Raw genomic sequence first — 19,826 nt, 5'->3', positions numbered from 1 at the left:
TCGTTCCCTGTTTGTTCCAAGGTCCTGATCATGAACGCAACTACCACCCCCAACCTCGTCGGCATCACCGGCCTGGCCCGCCGCTTGGTCCAAGACGGCGTCTTGGACGAGGCCTCCGCCCGCGACGCCATGGCCAAGGCCACGGCCGCTCGCCAGCCGCTGCCCACGTGGTTCGCGCAGAACAAGCTGGTCAGCGCCTCGCAGCTCGCCGCCGCCAACGCGGTCGAGTTCGGCATGCCGCTGTTCGACGTGTCCACCTTCGACGCCAGCCAGAACGCCATGAGCCTGGTCAGCGAGGAACTGCTGCGCAAACACAACGTGCTGCCGCTGTTCAAGCGCGGTGGCAAGCTGTTTGTGGGTACCAGCAACCCAACCCATGCACTGGACGAGATCAAGTTCCACACCAATCTGGTGGTGGAGCCGATCCTGGTGGATGAAGACCAGATCCGCCGCACGCTGGAGCAGTGGCACGCCAGCCACGACACCATCGGCGATGCGCTGGGCGGCGACGACGAGGGCATGGCCAACCTCGACGTTGGACTGGGCGACGAAGACAACGCGGGCAGCGACTCCGGCATCGACGCCAAGGGTGACGACACTCCGGTGGTGAAGTTCGTCAACAAGGTGCTGGTCGATGCGATCCGCAAGGGTGCATCGGACATCCACTTCGAACCCTACGAAGACGACTACCGCGTGCGCCTGCGCATCGACGGCCTGCTGAAGATGGTGGCGCGCGCGCCGGTGAAGTTGAACCAGCGCATCGCCGCGCGCCTGAAGGTGATGGCGCAGCTGGACATCGCCGAGAAGCGCGTGCCGCAGGACGGGCGCATCAAGCTGAACCTGTCCAAGACCAAGCAGATCGACTTCCGCGTCAGTACGCTGCCGACCCTGTTCGGTGAAAAGGTGGTGCTGCGTATCCTGGATGGCAGCGCGGCCAAGCTGGGCATCGACAAGCTGGGCTACGAGCCGGACCAGCAGAAGCTGTTCCACGACGCCATCCACAAGCCGTACGGCATGGTGCTGGTGACCGGCCCAACCGGCTCCGGCAAGACGGTGTCGCTGTATACCGCGCTGGGCATCCTCAACGATGAGACGCGCAACATCTCCACCGCCGAAGACCCGGTGGAAATCCGCTTGCCCGGCGTCAACCAGGTGCAGCAGAACAACAAGCGCGGCATGACCTTCGCTGCAGCGCTGCGCTCGTTCCTGCGACAGGATCCGGACATCATCATGGTCGGCGAAATCCGCGACCTGGAGACGGCCGAGATTGCGATCAAGGCGGCGCAGACCGGCCACATGGTGCTGTCCACGCTGCATACCAACGATGCGCCGCAGACCATCGCGCGTCTGATGAACATGGGCATCGCGCCATACAACATCACCAGCTCGGTGACGCTGGTGATCGCCCAGCGCCTGGCACGCCGGTTGTGCGGCAACTGCAAGCGACCGGCCAACCTGCCGGAGCACGCGCTGCTGGCCGAGGGCTTCACCCAGGCGCAGCTGGATGCGGGCATCCAGTTGTACGAGGCGGTGGGCTGCGATGAGTGCACCGAGGGCTACAAGGGCCGAACCGGTATCTACCAGGTGATGCCGATGACCGATGAGATCGCCACGATCGTGCTGGCCGGTGGCAACGCACTGCAGATTGCCGAGGCGGCGCAGCAGATCGGGGTGAATGACCTGCGGCAGTCGGCGTTGAAGAAGGCGGCAGCGGGTGTGACCAGCCTGGCCGAGATCAATCGCGTTACCAAGGATTGAGGTAAATCCACGCCATGCGTGGATGACGCGATGCATGGGGGTTGCCGGCCAGCGGCCGGCACTACCGCGTTTGGTGGGTGTATCCACGCCATGCGTGGATGACGCGATGCATGGGGGTTGCCGGCCAGCGGCCGGCACTACCGCGTTGGTGGGTAGATCCACGCCATGCGTGGATGGCGCGATGCATGAGGTTGCCGGCCAGCGGCCGGCACTACCACGTTGGTGGGTGGATCCACGCCATGCGTGGATGCCGCGATGCATGAGGTTGCCGGCCAGCGGCCGGCACTACCGCGTTTGGTGGGTGTATCCACGCCATGCGTGGATGACGCGATGCATGAGGTTGCCGGCCAGCGGCCGGCACTACCACGTTGGTGGGTAGAGCCACGCCATGCGTGGATGCCGCGATGCATAAGGTTGCCGGCCAGCGGCCGGCACTACCGCGTTGGTGGGTAGATCCACGCCATGCGTGGATGGTGCGGTGGCGCACGCCAACCTAGGTTGGCGCCTACCAGGGCCGTTCGGCCCTTACTCCATCCCCAGCTTCTTCAGCTTGTAGCGCAGCGCGCGGAAGGTAATCCCCAGCTGCGCAGCCGTGCGGGTCTTGTTCCAGCGGTTCTCTTCCAGCGCGCGCTGGATGGCGCTGCGCTCCAGCTGCTCGATGTACGAGGGCAGGGCGGCACCGCCCGGCTGCAGGTCTGCCACGGCTTCTGCGGGTGCTGCGCCGCCGGGCGCACGCGGGGCGTGCTGCGGCAGGCGCAGGTCGTCGGCACCAATGCGGTCTTCTTCGGCCAGTGCCAGCGCGCGCTCCAGAATGTTCTCCAGCTCGCGCACGTTGCCCGGGAACGCGTAGTGGGCCAGCGCTTCCAGCGCGGACGGCGCCAGCAGCGGTGTGGCACGGCCGTGGCTTCGGGCCAGCCGCGCCAGCACGGCGGCAGCCAGTTCCGGCAGGTCCTGGCGGCGCTCGCGCAGCGGCGGCACCTTCAGTTCAATCACGTTGATGCGGTAGTACAGGTCGTGGCGGAAGCGCCCGTCCTCGACCAGTTCGGCCAGGTCACGGTGCGTGGCCGAGAGAATGCGCACGTCCACCGGTTCTTCGTTGGCCGCACCGACCGCACGCACCGACTTTTCCTGGATGGCACGCAACAGCTTCACCTGCATCTGCAGCGGCAGCTCGGCCACTTCGTCCAGGAACAGGGTGCCGCCGTGTGCAGCCTGGAAGAGGCCCGGCTTGTCGGCATGGGCGCCGCTGAAGCTGCCTTTGCGATGGCCGAAGAACTCGCTCTCCATCAGCTCGCCGGGAATGGCACCGCAGTTGACCGGCACGAACGGACCAGCCGCACGCGCGCCCTGGGCGTGGATGGTGCGCGCGACCAGTTCCTTGCCCACGCCCGATTCACCGAGGATGTAGACAGGCGCCTGGCTGCGCGCGACCTTGCCGATGGTGGTGCGCAGAACGTCCATGGCCGGCGAAGCGCCGAGCAGGCGTGCAGCCTGTTCGGTGGCGGGGCCGGGCGCAGGGCGTTCGGTGTTGTTGAGTTCCAGCGCGTGCTTGACCAGGCCGCGCAGCACCGAGATGTCCACCGGCTTGCTGACGAAGTCGAAGGCGCCGGCCTTCAGCGCTTCCACGGCCAGGTCCATGCTGCCGAATGCGGTGATCATCGCCACCGGTGTGCGCGGGTAGTGCTGGGCGATCTCGCTGACCAGCTCGATGCCGTTGCCATCCGGAAGGCGCATGTCGGTGATGCACAGGTCGTACGGGTTGCTGGCCAGCAGCTCGCGCGCTTCGGCCAGGTTGGCGGCAGTACTGATGCGCAGCCCCATGCGGCCGAGGGTCAGTACCAGCAGTTCGCGGATGTCGCGTTCATCGTCGACGACGAGGGCGCTGCGGGTTTCGTTCATGGGCGTGAAAGATAAACGAGGGGGCTGGAAGCGACAAATGTTTGACGCACAGATTTGGAATCAGGTGGGCAACAGCGTGTGCGGGCCGGGCAGCACCAGGCGGAAGCACGAGCCTCCTGCCGGCACCGGGATGTAGTCGAGCCGTGCCTGGTTGGCGCGGCACAACTCGCGGGCGATATACAGGCCCAGCCCGGTGCCGTGCTCGGAGGTAGTGAAGAACGGGCGGAACAGCTGTGCGGCAACGCTCTCGGGAATGCCGGGGCCACGGTCCATCACGTCGATCACCGCGCTGCGCTCGTGCTGCGCCACGCGCAGGCGCACGCGCGCCGGTTGCTGGCCGATGCGGCCGTATTTCAGTGCGTTGTGAACCAGCACGGTGAGCACCTGGTACAGGTGTTTGCTGTCGACCTGCGCCATCACCGCCGTGTCGCTGATGATCGGTTCGATGCTGTCGGTTTCCAGCGTCTGGCCCTGCTTGTACTCCAGCACGAAGCGGCGCACGAAGGCGACCAGGTCGACGTTCTCGGGTGTGGCGCGCTCGCGCCGTGCCAGCCCCAGCACGCTCTCGACGATGCCGTTGGTGCGCTGGCATTGCTGGCGGATGATCTGCAGCAGGCGGCGGTCGCTTTCGTTGAAACCGGTGCCTTCCTCCAGCAGCTGCACGGCGTAGTTGATCGCCGCCAGCGGATTGCGGATCTCGTGGGCGAGGCTGGCCGAGAAGCGGCCCATCGCCGACAGGGTGAGCGATTCGGCGCGCCGCGAGACCACGCTGGAGTCGTCCAGGAATACCAGCGCCAGTTCGCTGCCGGCCAGCAGGCGGGCGAAGCGCGGTTGCACTTCCGGCTGGTCGGGGTTGAGCTGCAGCGGCAGTTCGTCCTGCGCCCAGCCGTTGCGCCAGCGCTGCAGGCGGCGCGCCAGTTCCGGCGCGGCACTGGCCAGATCCAGGCGTCCCGTCTCACCGATGCCGTCGTTGTCGCCGAGCAGCATCGAGGCCGCTTCATTGGCCAGGGTGATGCGGTTGTCGGCGTCCACCACCAGCACGCCGGTGCGCATGCGGCGGATGATCAGTTCGTTGATCTGGAACAGGTTGGCCACTTCGTCGCCGCGCTGGTTGGCCAGCTGCTGGTTGCGGCGCGCGCGGTTGCCCACCTGGTAGCTGATGAAGGCCAGCGCCAGGTAGCTGGTGGCGAACATGGCCAGCTCGGCCAGCGTGCGGGTGGGATCACCGCCTTCGAGCACCTTCCAGAGGTATTCGATGCCGGTGGCCAGGCTGGCAGCAACCGCCAGGCCCAGGCCCCAGCTCAGCGGCAGCAGGGTGGCGGCAGCGGCGATGTTGAACAGCAGCGACATCGAAATGCCGGCGCTGGCACCGGGCAGGGCATGCGCCAGCAGGGTGGCGGCGATGATGTCCACCAGCACGCTGCTGACCACGATCGGGCGCAGCCAGCGTTCGTTGCGGCCGATCGCCAGGGCCAGCAGCGACAGCAGCAGATAGATCGCCGCGACGGTATCGGCCAGACGCGGGTGATGGGCCTCGCCGACCATGCCGGACAGGGGGCTGTAGAGCAGGCCGGCGATGACCGCGGCGATCAGCACCCGGTACAGCGCGAAGAAGTACAGCTCACGCCGCGGAATCGATTCGATGCGGTCGATCAATGAAGCACTGGGTGACACGCCGGAACTCCCCTTCTGGCTGCCTGGGTCTGGAATCTGCGGCGGCCCTGCCTGGCATCCCCTGAAGCCGGGCGGGTTCGTCGCTTCTATATGGCCCGCGGTGGAAGCCGCCGGGCAAGCCCGACACTACACACCTTGGTTGACCAGTATAGGGCCCCCGGCAGGACGCCGCCGGAGCCGCCCGGATCGCGCATTTGGCCTGCCGTGGATACCGGTGGCCAACGCCGGCCCGGGCGCAACTGCCTGAATGGCGGTGAAAATCTGGCCGGGTGTGGCGTTTTGTACAGACTTCTTTGCGCCCCGGCGCTGGCTCGGCCACAATAGTGGGCCCGCCGCGGTCCATGCCGGCGCCCCGCCGGGGCCCTGAGGAATTGCGTGCGGTCGTTCCTATTCCCACGGTGACGCATGAATTTCCACGAATACCAGTCAAAACAACTGCTTGCCGAGTACGGCATCCCGGTCCCGGCCGGCAAGGTCGCTGCGACCCCGGACGAAGCGGTTGCCGCTGCCAACTCCCTGGGCCAGGGCCCCTGGATGGTCAAGGCGCAGATCCACGCTGGCGGCCGCGGCAAGGCTGGCGGCGTCAAGTTCTGCAAGACCACCGACGACGTGAAGGCCGCTGCGGCCAAGATGCTCGGCACCAAGATGGCCACCTACCAGACCGCTGGCGTTGAACTGCCGGTCAACCTGGTGCTGGTGACCACCGCCGGCGAGATCGTCAAGGAACTGTACCTGTCGGTGCTGGTCGACCGTGGCACCAAGACCATCACCTACATCGCCTCTTCGGAAGGCGGCGTGGAGATCGAGCAGGTCGCCGCTGAAACCCCGGAGCTGATCCACTCGCTGAACGTCGACTTCGTCGAAGGCGTGCAGGGTTACCACGGCCGTGATTTCGGCTTCAAGCTGGGCCTGACCGCCAAGCAGGCCGGCCAGTTCGCCAGCATCATGGTGAACCTGTACCGCCTGTTCAACGAAAAGGACCTGGCCCTGGTTGAAATCAACCCGCTGGCCATCCTGGACGACGGCAACCTGTACGCGCTGGACGGCAAGTTCGACAGCGACGACAACGCCGCGTTCCGCCAGAAGGCCCTGGTCGCCATGCGCGACAAGACCCAGGAAGATCCGACCGAAGTGATCGCTTCGGAGCTGGACATCAACTACGTCACCATGGACGGCAACATCGGCTGCATGGTCAACGGCGCAGGCCTGGCCATGGCCACCATGGACGTCATCAAGCTCAACGGCGGCGAGCCGGCGAACTTCCTGGACGTGGGCGGCGGTGCCAACAAGCAGCGCGTCATCGAAGCCTTCAAGCTGATCCTGTCCTCGGACAAGGTTGAAGGCATCTTCGTCAACATCTTCGGCGGCATCGTCCGCTGCGACATGATTGCCGAAGGCATCATCGCCGCCGTGAAGGAAGTGGGCGTCAAGGTTCCGGTCGTGGTGCGCCTGGAAGGCACCAACGTGGAAGAAGGCAAGCAGCTGCTGCGTGACAGCGGCATGGCCATCATCCCGGCTGACAACATCAACGATGGCGCCAAGAAGATCGTTGAAGCTGTCAAGAACGCTGCCTGATTCGACACCAAGGAATTCCCATGTCTGTTTTGATTAACAAGAACACCAAGGTGATCGTGCAGGGCTTCACCGGCCAGCAGGGCACCTTCCACGCCACTCAGATGATCGAGTACGGCACCCAGGTTGTTGGCGGCGTGACCCCGGGCAAGGGTGGCACCACCCATATCGACCTGCCGGTCTTCAACACCGTTGCCGACGCCGTGCAGAGCACCGGCGCCAACGCTTCGGTCATCTACGTGCCGCCGCCGTACGCGGCCGACGCGATCCTGGAAGCCGCTGCTGCCGGCATCAAGGTCATCGTCTGCATCACCGAAGGCATCCCGGTGCTGGACATGCTGCGCGTCAAGAACGTGCTGACCCGTTCGCATCCGGACACCGTGCTGATCGGGCCGAACTGCCCGGGCGTCATCACCCCGGGTGAGTGCAAGATCGGCATCATGCCGGGCCACATCCACCAGCCGGGCAAGATCGGCATCGTGTCGCGTTCGGGCACCCTGACCTATGAAGCGGTCAAGCAGACCACTGAAGTCGGCCTGGGCCAGTCCACCTGCATCGGCATCGGTGGTGACCCGATCAACGGCCTGAACTTCGTCGACTGCCTGAAGCTGTTCAACGAAGACCCGCAGACCGAAGGCATCATCATGGTTGGCGAAATCGGCGGTGACGCTGAAGAAGCCGGCGCCGAGTACATCAAGAACCACGTGAAGAAGCCGGTCGTCGGTTTCATCGCCGGTGCGTCGGCTCCGGCCGGCAAGCGCATGGGCCACGCCGGTGCGATCGCCTCGGGCGGCAAGGGCACTGCCGAAGGCAAGTTCGCCGCCATGGAAGCTGCCGGTGTTGTCACCGTCCGCTCGCCGGGCGACCTGGGCGCTGCCATCGCCAAGCTGGTGAAATAAGACCGCTTGTGTAGAGTCGAGCCATGCTCGACTGACGCTCTTGCTTCAAACAGAAAGGCCGCCTCCGGGCGGCCTTTCTGCGTCTGGTGCCCAGCCATCCAGGAAAGCCCATCCACGCATGGCGTGGATCTACTGAGCCGGGGCTGTCCACGCAGTGAGCGCGCCCGGCGCGCGCATGGCGCAGCGCTACAATGGGCACATTGCAACCACAGGCTGGATTCCCATGGCTTCGATCCGCATCGCGATGGCGCAGTTCGACTTCCCGGTCGGCGATGTCGCCGGCAACACCGAGCGCATCATCGAGATGATCGGCCAGGCGCGCGACGAGTACGGCGCCGAGCTGGTGATGTTCCCCGAGCTGGCGGTGAGTGGTTATCCGCCGGAAGACCTGCTGCTGCGCCCGGGCTTCCTGTACGAGTGCGAGCAGGCGATGGCCCGCATCGCTGCTGCCTGCCGTGGCATCACCGCCGTGGTTGGTTGGCCGCAGGCGGCCGGTGCGGTGGTCTACAACGCCGCCAGCGTGCTGCGTGACGGCCTGGTCGAGCAGACCTACCGCAAGCGCGAGCTGCCCAACTACGCGGTGTTCGACGAGCGCCGCTACTTCGATGTCGATCCGGATGGCGGCAGCTGCGTGTTCGAGGTCAACGGCATTCCGGTCGGCCTGCTGATCTGCGAGGACCTGTGGTTCGCCGAGCCGCTGGCCGACACCGTGCGCGCCGGTGCGCAGCTGGTGGTGGTGCCGAATGCCTCGCCCTACGAGCGTGGCAAGCATGCCCAGCGCGATGCGGTGCTGGCCGCACGCACCCGTGAGAGCGGGGCGGCGATCGCCTACCTCAACGTGGTCGGTGGCCAGGACGCGCTGGTGTTCGACGGCGCCTCGGTGGTGGCCGATGGCGACGGTACCGTGCACCCGGCCGCCGCCGCCTTCGTCGACCAGTGGCTGGTGGTGGAGTACGAGGGTGAAACCCGCCGCTTCATGCCGCACGTGTGGATGGACGATGGCGACGAGAGCATGGACGCGCTGGCCTGGCGCGCAGTGACCCGTGGCATCCAGGACTACTGCCGCAAGAACGGCTTCAAGAAGGTGTGGCTGGGCCTGTCCGGCGGCATCGATTCGGCGCTGGTGCTGGCCATGGCCGTGGACGCGATGGGCGCGGAAAACGTCACCGCGGTGCGGTTGCCGTCGCGCTATACCGCGGGCCTGTCCAACGACCTGGCCGCCGAACAGTGCCAGGCATTGGGCGTGAAGCTGGAGGCAGTATCGATCGAGCCGGCGTTCAAGGGCCTGATGGAATCGCTGGCGCCGATGTTCGAAGGCACTGCGCCGGACGTGACCGAAGAGAACCTGCAGTCGCGCAGCCGTGGCGTGATCCTGATGGCGCTGGCCAACAAGTTCGGTGGCCTGCTGCTGACCACCGGCAACAAAAGCGAATACGCGGTGGGTTACGCCACCATCTACGGCGACATGTGCGGTGGCTATGCGCCGCTGAAGGACCTGTACAAGACCGAAGTGTTCGGGCTGTCGAAGTGGCGCAACACCGTGGGCGGCGCGCCGGTGATCCCGCCGGCCGTGATCAGCCGCCCGCCGTCGGCCGAGCTGCGCGAGAACCAGCTGGACCAGGATTCGCTGCCGGCCTATGACGTGCTGGACGGCATCCTGTACCGCTACATCGACCAGGAGCAGTCGCGCACGGAGATCGTTGCGGCCGGCTACGACGCGGCCGTGGTCGACCGGGTGCTGCGCCTGGTGCGCATCAGCGAGTGGAAGCGGCACCAGGCCGCGCCGGGGCCGAAGGTCTCGCGCCGGGCATTTGGCCGCGAGCGTCGTTACCCGATCAGCAACGGCTACAAGGGCTGAAGCTGCGGTTGGCGGGTAGTGCCGGCCGCTGGCCGGCAACCCCGCATACCGCGCATCCACGCATGGCGTGGCTCTACTGCGTTCGGTAGTGCCGGCCGCTGGCCGGCAACCCGTATACCGCGCATCCACGCATGGCGTGGCTCTACTGCGTCCGGTAGTGCCGGCCGCTGGCCGGCAACCCCGCATACCGCGTATCCACGCATGGCATGGCTCTACTGCGTCCGGTAGTGCCGGCCGCTGGCCGGCAACCCCGCATACCGCGCATCCACGCATGGCGTGGCTCTACTGCGTTCGGTAGTGCCGGCCGCTGGCCGGCAACCCCGCATACCGCGCATCCACGCATGGCGTGGCTCTACTGCGTCCGGTAGTGCCGGCCGCTGGCCGGCAACCCGTATACCGCGCATCCACGCATGGCGTGGCTCTACTGCGTCCGGTAGTGCCGGCCGCTGGCCGGCAACCCGTATACCGCGCATCCACGCATGGCGTGGATCTACTGCGTTCGGTAGTGCCGGCCGCTGGCCGGCAACCCCGTACACCGCGTACCCACGCATGGCATGGCTCTACTGCGTCCGGTAGTGCCGGCCGCTGGCCGGCAACCCGTATACCGCGCATCCACGCATGGCGTGGATCTACTCCGTTCGGTAGTGGCGGCCGCTGGCCGGCAACCCGCATACCGCGTATCCACGCATGGCGTGGCTCTACTGCGTTCGGTAGTGCCGGCCGCTGGCCGGCAACCCGTATACCGCGCATCCACGCATGGCGTGGATCTACTGGGCGTCCTCAAGCAGCTGTTCGAGGCTGGCAGTTTCCGCAGCGTCGTTGAAGCGTCCGTCCCCCAGCCGTGCCCGCACAAACGCCAGGCCATCCGCCGCCGCCGCATCCAGCGTGCCGCGGTGGTCGACCGGGTAACGCCGGAACGCGACCGGCTCGCCTCGCAGGGCCAGGCCTGCGGCATACAGCAGGGTGGTCAGATAGGGCACATCGCGGTCCTCGCTGCCGTGGCCCAGCATCAGCGGTTGGCTGAAGCCGCGGCGCGGTACGCCGAGATAGTCGTACAGCACCGCCCAGATGCCCGGCACGCTGGTCAGCGGTGCAGTGAACATGCTGCCGGTATCCGCACCGTCCAGCGTGGCGGCCAGTTCGCCCAGGCACTGCTCGCGTGCCACTGCCACGCGGGCGCGGCCGGTGTCGCTGAGGACGCGGTCGATCTGCGGCGCGACCTGCAGCAGGCCATCAAGCAGATACGCGTGATACGCGTTGAGCGCGCCAGGATTGGCGGTGCGGTTGTCGGGCTTCATCACCAGCGCGGTCAGCTCGACTGCGGTAGGCGTGCCGGTGGTGAAGCTGCCACGGTAGTGCAGGGAAGGACCACCATAGGTGGGCGCCAGATGCCCGGCTGTGAGGGCTGCAGCGCCACCCTGTGAATGACCAACAGAGACCCAGCGCGGCGACAGCGCTGCGTTGCCCAGATACTGGCGGCTGGCCTTGACCAGGTCGATGGCATTGCGCGCGGCCGTGCGGACGTGCAGATAGGCATGCTCGCCGGGGCTGCCGAGCCCCTGGTAGTCCGCGGCGACCACCGCATAGCCCTGGGCCAGGAACTGATCGAGGAAGCGCCCGTCGCGTTCGGGTTGGTAGGGGCCGGACACCGAGGGCGCGCAGCGATCGGCGATGCCCTGGGTGCCATGTGCCCAGGACACCACCGGCCAGCCGCCCGCTGGAGCCGCGCCGGCGGGCAGGTACAGCAGGCCGGTGCCTTCGGCCAGCTGGCCGCGAAGATCCGGGGTGCGGTAGTGGAGCTTGTAGGCCTGCGCAGCCTTGGACGGCACCCATGACGCCCGATAGGGGGCAGCAGACAGCAGATCACCCGGTGCACCCGGTGCGGCAGCCAGGGGGCCCGAGGACAGCGCCAGCAGGGCGGTGGCAAGGAGGCAGGCGAGGGGGCGGAAACGGCGGGGCGGTAGGGTCATGGGGCGCTCCTTCACGGCCGGGATGGCCGTTGCGCCGCAGTATGGAGGGCGTCGCCGGAGCGGGATGCGACCGGCGTCGCATCCGCCGGGAATTCGTAGAATTCCTAGTGTCGTGGTCCATGGGCGTACGAACCATCCACGCATGGCGTGGATCTACCGACAAAGAAAAGGCCCCTTTCGGGGCCCTCTCTTACTTCTTTTCCAGTCGCGCGTTGCGCTGGCCGGTGCTGGCGGATTTCTCGCCGGCGAACGGGTTCAGCTTGCGGATCATCCACGGGTACTTCGGCCACTTGCCTTCCAGCCACGGGTGGTCCGGCTGGTTCAGCTGCAGGACGCGGCGGGCATCGTCGGCCAGGGTCTTGTTGCCCAGGTGGGTGTAGGAATCGGCCAGCACAGCCACGGCGTCGTACTGGAACGCGCTCTGCGGGTAGGTTTCCAGCAGGTAGTTGGCGCGGCCGGCGGCCGAGACCCAGGCGCCGCGGCGCATGTAGTACAGGGCGTTGTCCAGCTCATGCTGGGCGAACACGTCACGCAGCTCCAGCATGCGCTGGCGCGCATCGGCGGCGTAGCGGCTGTTCGGGTAGCGGTCCACCACGATGTTGAAGTCCGAATACGCCTGGTGCGGCGTGGACAGGTCGCGACGGCTGGCATCCAGCGACCATACGCGGCGCAGGAAAACCGTACTGCGGTTGGAGTTGGCCAGGCCGCGCAGGTAGTACAGGTACGCGATGTTGCGATGGGTCGGGTAGGTACGGATGAAGCGGTCGATGCTGGACACCGCGTCATCGTGCTTGCCGGCCTTGTACTGGGCGTAGGCGGTCTCGATCATCGCCTGCTCGGTGTACGGACCGTACGGATACTGGGCCACCAGGCGGCGGAAGCTGGCTTCGGCGCCGCTCCAGTTGCCACCCTGCATCAGCTTGTGGCTCTTCTCGTACAACTGTTCGACCGGCGTCCCTTCATCGGGGCGATCGCCCTTCTTGGCACCACGGTGGCAGCCGGTGGCGGCGATGACCAGCACCAGCAGCAGGGCGGTGAGGCGGACGGGCGCGGAGAGCATGGCGGAGCGTCGGATCATGGGGTCGAGGCGGGACGCGGCTGGAATACGAAGGGTCGATGATAGCCTAGTGTCCTGTCCAGCGACTGAAACCGGCCGCCGGGACCCCAAAATTTCAAAGAATGCCCCCTGCCATGTCTGAACAACCCTCTGAATCGGCCCGCCAGGCCATCGTCCCCGACACCGCTGCCGGCCGTCGTTTCGACGCCGTGGTGGCCGAACTGTTCCCCGAATACTCGCGTTCGCGCCTGACCGAGTGGATCAAGGCCGGTGAGGTGCTGCTGGACGGCGCCCAGGTGCGCCCGCGCGATCCGCTGCGCGGCGGCGAACTCGTGACCCTCAACGTGGTGCTCGAGACCCAGACCGACGCCCAGCCGGAGGACATCCCGCTGGACGTGCTGTTCGAGGACGAGCACCTGCTGGTGATCAACAAGCCGGTCGGCCTGGTGGTGCACCCGGGTGCGGGCAACCACAGCGGCACCCTGGTCAACGCCCTGCTGTTCCGCGACCCCTCGGTGGCGGTGCTGCCGCGCGCCGGCATCGTGCACCGCCTGGACAAGGACACCAGCGGCGTGATGGTGGTGGCCAAGACCCTGGAAGCGCAGACCGCACTGGTCGAGCAGCTGGCCGCGCGCGACGTGCACCGCCAGTACCTGGCCATCGTGATGGGTGCGCTGGTGGCCGGCGGTACCGCCGATGCCCCGATCGACCGCCACCCACGCGACCGCCTGAAGATGGCCGTGCGCGAGGATGGCAAGGAAGCGATCACCCATTACCGACTGCGCGAGCGCTTCCGTGCGCACACCGCGCTGGAGTGCCGCCTGGAAACCGGCCGTACCCATCAGATCCGCGTGCACATGGCGCATGTGCGCCATCCGATCATCGGTGACCCGCTGTACGGCGGTGCGTTGAAGCTGCCCAAGGGCGCCAGCGATGAGCTGGTAGCCGCGCTGCGCGGCTTCAAGCGCCAGGCCCTGCACGCCGAGACCCTGGAGTTCACGCACCCGATCACCGGTGAGCCGGTGCGCAACACCGCGCCGGTGCCGGACGACATGCTGCACCTGATGAAGGTGCTGCGCGAAGACAGCGAAGCTTTCGCCGCACGCGAGCGGGACCGCTGGTGATGGCCGCCGCGTTGCCTTTGCTGCAGGCGGACTGGCCGGCGCCTCCGGGCGTCCATGCGCTGACCACGCGTCGGCACGGTGCGGGCATTTCGCCGGCGCCGTTCGCGCAGTTCAACCTGGGCAACCGGCACGCGGCCGATGGTGATACCCCGGCCAACGTGGAGCACAACCGCCAGCTGCTGCAGCAGGGGCTGGCGCTGCCCTCGGCACCGCACTGGCTGCGCCAGGTGCACAGCAGTACCGTGCTGCGCTTCACAACGCCGCCGGTGCCAGGCGCAAGCGAACCGGTGGCCGACGCTGCGGTGACCTCGGTGCCCGGCGTGGTGCTGGCGATCCTGACCGCCGACTGCCTGCCGGTGGTGTTCGCCGCTGCCGACGGTAGCGAGGTGGGCGCCGCTCACGCTGGATGGCGCGGGCTGGCCGACGGCATGCTGGAGGCCACCGTGGCCGCCATGCAGACCCCGCCCGCGCAGCTTCGCGCGTGGCTGGGCCCGGCGGCCGGGCCGGCCGACTACGAGATCGGCGAAGAGGTCTTCCACGCCTTCGTCGGCCATGATCCGGCGGCTGAGGCGGCGTTTGTGGCGACACGCCCGGGGCACTGGAAGGTGGACCTGTTCGCCCTGGCACGTCAGCGCCTGCAGGCGGCGGGCATGGACCCGGCGCAGGTGTATGGCGGCACGGTGTCGACGATGGCCGATCCCGACCTGTATTCGCACCGGCGCGACCGTCGCACCGGGCGCATGGCGACCCTGGCCTGGATCGCGCCCTGACCACGCCGTTGTTCGCGCGCGTGCTGGGGCCGGCCTTCGCCACCCTGGCCGCGCCGGTGCAGGCGCTGCATGCCGCGCCGTTGCCTTGCCGCTACGTGGGGCAGGCGCGCATCGTGAGAGGGCGGCACTGGCTGGTGCCGCTGCTGGCCGCGTTGGCGCAGTTGCCGAAGGACGGCGACGCGCTGCCCACCGAAGTGGCGTTCAGTGCCCACGGGCAGGGCGAGCAATGGGCACGACGATTCGGTCGCTGGCCGATGGTGTCGCGGCTGTGGGTACACGAGGGATACCTGCGCGAGCAGCTGGGCGCGGTGCGCTTCGAATTTGATCTGCAGGCCCGCGACGGTGGCATCGACTGGTCGGTGCGGCGGGTCTGGGCGTTCGGGCTGCTGCCGCTGCCGAGGCGCTGGTTTGGTGGTGTGCGTTGCCGCGAAGCCTGGCAGGGTGAGCGTTACACTTTCCTGGTCGATGTGACCTTGCCCTGGGCCGGAGCCCTGATCCGCTATGAAGGCTGGCTCGAACCGCAGTGATTCCGCCGCCGAGGCCGGCAGCGCGGTGATCGTTTTCGATGGCGTATGCGCGCTGTGCAACCGCTGGGTGCGCTTCCTGCTGCGTTTCGATCGCAAGGGGCGCTACCGCTTTGCGGCGATGCAGGGCGCGCAGGGCAGCGCGATGTTGCGCGCGCATGGGCTGGACCCGCAGGACCCGATGTCGTTCCTGCTGCTGGACGCACAGGGCGCCTGGACCGATACCGATGCGATCCTGCGCGTACTGGCTGGGCTGGGTGGCGTCTGGCGCCTGACCGGCGTGCTGCGGACGGTGCCGCGCGGCTGGCGTGATGCGGCGTACCGCGCGCTGGCCCGCAACCGCTACCGCTGGTTCGGGCGGCATGACGCCTGTTACCTGCCCGCACCGGAGCAGGCCGCGCGGTTCCTGGATTGATCGCCGGCCTTCTGTAGAGTCGAGCCATGCTCGACTGGGGTTTTTTTCCCTGCCGATAGCAGTCGAGCATGGCTCGACTCTACAAGAGCCAGTCGAGCAGGCTCGACGCTACAGGCGCGGCCTCGTCAGCCTTCCAGCGCGTCCAGATAGCTGCGGCGCCAGTGGTTGATGTCGTAGGTGCGCAGGTGCTCCATCATCGCGTGCCAGCGTTCCTTGCGCCTGCGCAGCGACATCGTTGCCGCGGTGGCGATGGCGTCGGCCACGCCGTCCAGATCATGCGGGTTCACCAGCAGCGCCTGCTTGAGTTCGTCGGCGGCGCCGGCCAGCAGCGACAGCACCAGCACGCCGGGGTCTTCCGGGTCCTGCGACGCTACGTACTCCTTGGCTACCAGGTTCATGCCATCGCGCAGCGGCGTGACCAGGCCCACTGCCGCCGCCCGGTAGAAGCCGGTCAGCGTGGCATGGGTGAAGTTCTGGTTGACGTAGCGCAGCGGCGTCCAGTCCGGTTCGGCGTGCCCACCGTTGATGTGGCCGGCGATCTGCTCCAGCTGGCTGCGCAGCTGCCGGTACTCGGTGACATCGCCTCGCGAGACCGGGGCGATCTGCAGGTAGGTCAGCGAGCCGCGCTGATCCGGATGGCGCTCCAGATAGCGCTCGAAGCCGAGGAAGCGTTCGGGCAGGCCCTTGGAATAGTCCAGGCGATCCACGCCGATCGCCAGCTGGCGGTCACGCAGGCTGTTGCGCAGGTTCTTCACAGCGGCCTTGGCGGCGGCGGTGCCGGCCTGTCGCGCGATCAGCTCGGTGTCGATGCCGATCGGGAACGCCGCCGCACGGAAGCGGCGCCCGCCCGGTGCTTCCAGCTCGCCGTTGTCGAGCACGCGGCCGCCGCCGAACAGGCGCAGGTAGGTCTGGAAGCGATCGGCGTCGCGCTGGGTCTGGAAGCCGACCAGATCGTAGGCGTACAGCGCGGAGAACAACCGAAGGTGGTCGGGCATGGCCTGCAGCAGGTCGGCCGACGGCATCGGGATGTGCAGGAAGAAGCCGATGCGGCAGCCGATGCCACGCTCGCGCAGCAGCGCACCAAGCGGGATCAGGTGGTAGTCGTGGATCCAGACGATGTCGTCCTCGCGCAGCAGCGGCGCGAGCTTGTCGGCGAACAGCGCGTTGACCTTATGGTAGGTCTCGCGGGTGCCCCGGTCGTAGTCGACCAGATCCAGGCGGAAGTGCAGCAACGGCCAGAGGGTGCGATTGGCGAAACCGTTGTAGTAGCCATCGACCTCGCGCTTGCTCAGGTCGAGGGTGACGAATTCGATGTCACCGTCCTTCTGTGTGTGCAGCGTGCCGCTGCCGTCGCGCACGCTCTTGCCGCTCCAGCCGAACCACATGCCGCCACGTTCCTTCAGCGCGGCCAGCAGGCCCACCGCCAGCCCACCGGCGCGGTTCTCGCCCGGTACGGCCACGCGGTTTGAAACCACCACCAGACGACTCACGATGCCTCCTGCCAGGACCGCGACAGGCGCATCGCGGCGGTGATCAGGCCGACGTGCGAATAGGTCTGCGGGAAATTGCCCCAGGCCTCGCCGCTGTCGAAGGCCAGATCCTCCGACAGCAGGCCAAGATGGTTGCGCTGCTTCAACAGCAGCTCGAACATCCCGCGTGCTTCGTCCATGCGCCCAATCGCCGCCAGCGCATCGATGTACCAGAAGGTGCAGATGGTGAAGCTGGTTTCCGGTTCGCCGAAGTCATCCGGCGCGACATAGCGGTACAGCGAGTTGCCATGCTTGAGGTCGCGCCCGATGGCGTCGACGGTGGCGATGAAGCGCGCATCCATCGCGTCGATGAAGCCGATGTCGGCCAGCAGCAGCAACGAGGCATCCAGCCGATGGCCACCAAAGGTATCGGTGAAGTGGCCCAGCTCCTCGCTCCAGGACTCGGCCATGATGCGCGCATGGATGGTGTCGGCACGCTCGCGCCAGTAATGGGCGCGGTCATCGCGCTTCAGGCGCACGGCGATCTTGCACAGGCGATCGCACGCTGCCCAGCACATCGCGCTGGTGTAGGTGTGCACCTCGGTGCGGCCGCGGAATTCCCACAGGCCGGCGTCGGGTACGTCGTGCAGGGCGAACGCCTGTTCACCCAAGGGTTCCAGGCGGGCGAAGGTGTGCGCATCGCCCGGGTCCTGCAGGCGGCGGTCGAAGAACAACTGCGTGGACGCCAGCACCACGCTGCCGTAGACATCGTGCTGGCGCTGCACCCAGGCCAGGTTGCCGCGCCGCACCGGGCCCATGCCGCGGTAGCCGGACAGGCTGGGTACTTCGTCCTCGTCCAGCTTGGCCTCGAAGCCGATGCCATACAGCGGCTGCAACGTGCCATCGGTGGTGGCCAGGTTGAAGATGTAGCCGAGGAACTGTTCCATCGTGCGCGTTGCGCCGAGGCGGTTCAGTGCGCGCACCACGAACGCGGCATCACGCAGCCAGCAGTAACGGTAGTCCCAGTTGCGCACGCTGCCGGGCGCTTCCGGAATGGAGGTGGTCATCGCCGCGATGATCGCGCCGCTGTCCTCGTACTGGCACAGCTTCAGGGTGATCGCACTGCGGATCACCGCGTCCTGCCATTCCAGTGGAATGGACAGGTAGCGCACCCATTCGCGCCAGTAGTCGCGGGTGCGCTGGAAGGCTTCCTGCACATAGCCACTGATCGAGCGGTTGAGCGATTCATCCACGCCCAGGATCAGGTGGATGGGATGGTTGAGCACGAACGGCAGGCCATCGCGGATGAAGCGCACCGGCACGTCGGTGGTCAGCCGCAGCACGTGTTCGGGCAGGATCCAGCGCACGTGGTTGCTGCCCCAGGTGGACTCGGGCACGCGTGCGCCCCAGTCGGCCAGTGGCCGTGCGTGCACGGTGATGCGTGGGCTGCCGGCCAGTGGTCGTACCTGGCGGATCAGGCTGACCGGCCGGTAGAAACGGTCGTTCTGGCGCCAGCGCGGGGCGAAATCAAGGATTTCCAGTTCACCACCGTGCGCGTCGCGCAGCACGGTACGCAGGATCGCGGTGTTGGTCAGGTATTCCTGCTCGCTGCTCGCGAAGTCCTCCAGCTCGATGGCGAAGTCGCCACCCGTCTGCTGGTTGGGGCCGAGCAGGGCACAGAAGGTGGGGTCGCCGTCGAAGGTGGGCAGGCAGCTCCAGACAACGCGGGCACGTTTGTCGACCAGGGCGCCGAAGCTGCCGTTGCCGACCACGCCCAGATCAAGATCGGGTTGGGTCATCACGCGGTACATCTCGGTTGCGGCCGTGGGGTGGCCGGGTCAATAGGCATTCTCACGCAGCCAGGCGTGCACGCTGCGTATGTCGGGCAGCGCGAACACGGCTTTGCTGGGTTCCCGTTCGCCCACCAGTACGCTCCAGCCATGCTGGCCATTGGCGGCGTCGAAGCCGAACTCATCGGTCAGGTCATCGCCGAGGAACACCGGCAGGCGGCCGCGGAACGGCAGGTACTGCATCATCCGCCGCACGGCACGGCCCTTGTCGGTGCCGACGGGAACGAATTCGACCACATGGTCGCCGGGCTGCAGGCGGTAGCTGGCACGGCCACGCACATGGCGGTCGGCGAAGGCGCGCACATCACTTGCCGCGTGCGGCGCACCGCGCCAATGCAGCGCCAGGCCGACGCCCTTGTCTTCCACCAGCACGCCGGGATGGCCATGGGCGAAGCGCATCGCCTGCTGGTGCAGCGCGTGCAGCCACTCGGCGGTGTCGTCGTCGTGTTCGTCGCGCAGGACGCGACCGTCTTCGCCGCGCAGTTCGTGGCCATGCAGGCCGGCGGCGGGCAATTTCAGGGGAGCGAACAGTTGATCCAGCTGCTCAAGCGGGCGGCCACTGACCAGTGCCACGGCACCTTCCAGGCGGTCGCTGATGCGGCCGATGGCTTCACGCACATCCGGCAGCAACTGCACGGCATCCGGGCGTGCAGCGAATTCGATCAGGGTGCCGTCGACATCGAGGAACAACGCGCAGGCGTCATCCAGCAATGGCGGTGGCGGACGCAGGGGGAGCGGTTCAGCCATGACGCCCAGCTTGCCAGCGCGGGCGTGTACGTGGGGTCGAGGGCAGGCTACGGATCTGGTAGTGCCGGCCGCTGGCCGGCACCGTCATGGTCCCTGGATGCACCCTGAGGTTGCCGGCCAGCGGCCGGCACTACCGTGTCGTGCGGACCAACGGTCCGCACCCACCCAGCGCGATCACTCCGGTGGGTGCCGACCGTTGGTCGGCACGAAGGGGAAGCTTGCATGGAATCCAGGCCGTGC

Annotated in this window: 15 protein-coding genes; 8 read left to right on the top strand and 7 right to left on the bottom strand. The window is 67.2% G+C overall.

The annotated features are described in order from the left end of the window. Positions 1–30: 30 nt before the first annotated feature. Positions 31–1,758, top strand: a complete 1,728-nt coding sequence (pilB, locus tag ACZLIB_RS17945) for a type IV-A pilus assembly ATPase PilB (RefSeq protein ID WP_478468301.1) — start codon at positions 31–33, stop codon at positions 1,756–1,758. Positions 1,759–2,283: 525 nt separating this feature from the next. Here pilB and ACZLIB_RS17940 read toward each other — a convergent pair. Together ACZLIB_RS17940 and ACZLIB_RS17935 are read right to left on the bottom strand one after the other, a co-directional pair. Beyond that, on the bottom strand, positions 2,284–3,657 hold the full coding sequence (locus ACZLIB_RS17940; protein WP_032128822.1) for a sigma-54-dependent transcriptional regulator: 1,374 nt from the start codon (positions 3,655–3,657) through the stop codon (positions 2,284–2,286). Between the two features lie 60 nt (positions 3,658–3,717). Then, positions 3,718–5,331 (bottom strand): sensor histidine kinase, encoded by a 1,614-nt coding sequence (locus ACZLIB_RS17935; RefSeq protein ID WP_032128821.1) that lies wholly within the window; start codon positions 5,329–5,331, stop codon positions 3,718–3,720. A gap of 405 nt (positions 5,332–5,736) precedes the next feature. On the opposite strand from ACZLIB_RS17935, the gene sucC reads away from it, so the two are divergent. From sucC to ACZLIB_RS17920, 3 genes are all read left to right on the top strand, one after another. Then, positions 5,737–6,906, top strand: a complete 1,170-nt coding sequence (sucC, locus tag ACZLIB_RS17930) for an ADP-forming succinate--CoA ligase subunit beta (RefSeq protein ID WP_004154430.1) — start codon at positions 5,737–5,739, stop codon at positions 6,904–6,906. 20 nt (positions 6,907–6,926) lie between these two features. Then, the gene (gene sucD, locus ACZLIB_RS17925; RefSeq protein ID WP_005410793.1) at positions 6,927–7,802 is read left to right on the top strand and encodes a succinate--CoA ligase subunit alpha; all 876 of its coding nucleotides are present in this window, start codon (positions 6,927–6,929) and stop codon (positions 7,800–7,802) included. 223 nt (positions 7,803–8,025) lie between these two features. Beyond that, positions 8,026–9,660, top strand: a complete 1,635-nt coding sequence (locus ACZLIB_RS17920; RefSeq protein ID WP_182266598.1) for an NAD+ synthase — start codon at positions 8,026–8,028, stop codon at positions 9,658–9,660. A gap of 767 nt (positions 9,661–10,427) precedes the next feature. On the opposite strand, the gene ACZLIB_RS17915 is transcribed toward ACZLIB_RS17920, so the two are convergent. Continuing rightward, positions 10,428–11,630: a lipase family protein gene (locus tag ACZLIB_RS17915; protein ID WP_478468299.1), complete on the bottom strand. Its 1,203-nt coding sequence runs from the start codon at positions 11,628–11,630 to the stop codon at positions 10,428–10,430. Between the two features lie 190 nt (positions 11,631–11,820). Continuing rightward, complete coding sequence (locus ACZLIB_RS17910) at positions 11,821–12,708, bottom strand: outer membrane protein assembly factor BamD (RefSeq protein ID WP_029379759.1); 888 nt, start codon at positions 12,706–12,708, stop codon at positions 11,821–11,823. A 113-nt stretch (positions 12,709–12,821) separates the two neighbouring features. Between ACZLIB_RS17910 and rluD the strand changes: the two genes are divergently transcribed. From rluD to ACZLIB_RS17890, 4 genes are read left to right on the top strand one after another with little or no spacing between them, the layout of a single operon-like run. After that, a complete protein-coding gene (gene rluD / locus ACZLIB_RS17905; protein WP_080291790.1) occupies positions 12,822–13,811 on the top strand; it encodes a 23S rRNA pseudouridine(1911/1915/1917) synthase RluD in 990 nt (329 codons plus the stop codon). Further along, the gene (pgeF, locus tag ACZLIB_RS17900) at positions 13,811–14,581 is read left to right on the top strand and encodes a peptidoglycan editing factor PgeF (RefSeq protein WP_049398202.1); all 771 of its coding nucleotides are present in this window, start codon (positions 13,811–13,813) and stop codon (positions 14,579–14,581) included. The genes rluD and pgeF overlap by 1 nt, the downstream gene beginning before the upstream one ends. 20 nt (positions 14,582–14,601) lie before the next feature. Beyond that, positions 14,602–15,108, top strand: coding sequence for a DUF4166 domain-containing protein (locus ACZLIB_RS17895; RefSeq protein ID WP_478469942.1), 507 nt, complete (start codon positions 14,602–14,604; stop codon positions 15,106–15,108). Then, complete coding sequence (locus ACZLIB_RS17890; protein WP_423175301.1) at positions 15,083–15,520, top strand: thiol-disulfide oxidoreductase DCC family protein; 438 nt, start codon at positions 15,083–15,085, stop codon at positions 15,518–15,520. The genes ACZLIB_RS17895 and ACZLIB_RS17890 overlap by 26 nt, the downstream gene beginning before the upstream one ends. Positions 15,521–15,645: 125 nt before the next feature. Here ACZLIB_RS17890 and otsA read toward each other — a convergent pair whose 3' ends face one another. From otsA to otsB, 3 genes are read right to left on the bottom strand one after another with little or no spacing between them, the layout of a single operon-like run. Then, positions 15,646–17,010: an alpha,alpha-trehalose-phosphate synthase (UDP-forming) gene (gene otsA, locus ACZLIB_RS17885; RefSeq protein ID WP_478468297.1), complete on the bottom strand. Its 1,365-nt coding sequence runs from the start codon at positions 17,008–17,010 to the stop codon at positions 15,646–15,648. Continuing rightward, complete coding sequence (locus tag ACZLIB_RS17880) at positions 17,007–18,788, bottom strand: glycoside hydrolase family 15 protein (RefSeq protein WP_049398205.1); 1,782 nt, start codon at positions 18,786–18,788, stop codon at positions 17,007–17,009. Before ACZLIB_RS17880 ends, otsA begins: the two co-directional genes overlap by 4 nt. 39 nt (positions 18,789–18,827) lie before the next feature. Continuing rightward, positions 18,828–19,586: a trehalose-phosphatase gene (gene otsB / locus ACZLIB_RS17875; protein WP_032128814.1), complete on the bottom strand. Its 759-nt coding sequence runs from the start codon at positions 19,584–19,586 to the stop codon at positions 18,828–18,830. Positions 19,587–19,826: the final 240 nt, after the last annotated feature.

Source organism: Stenotrophomonas sp. 220_Sma (assembly GCF_056487375.1).
The sequence above is the reverse complement of the archived record's forward strand: the minus strand, read 5'-3'. Positions and strand labels throughout refer to the sequence as shown.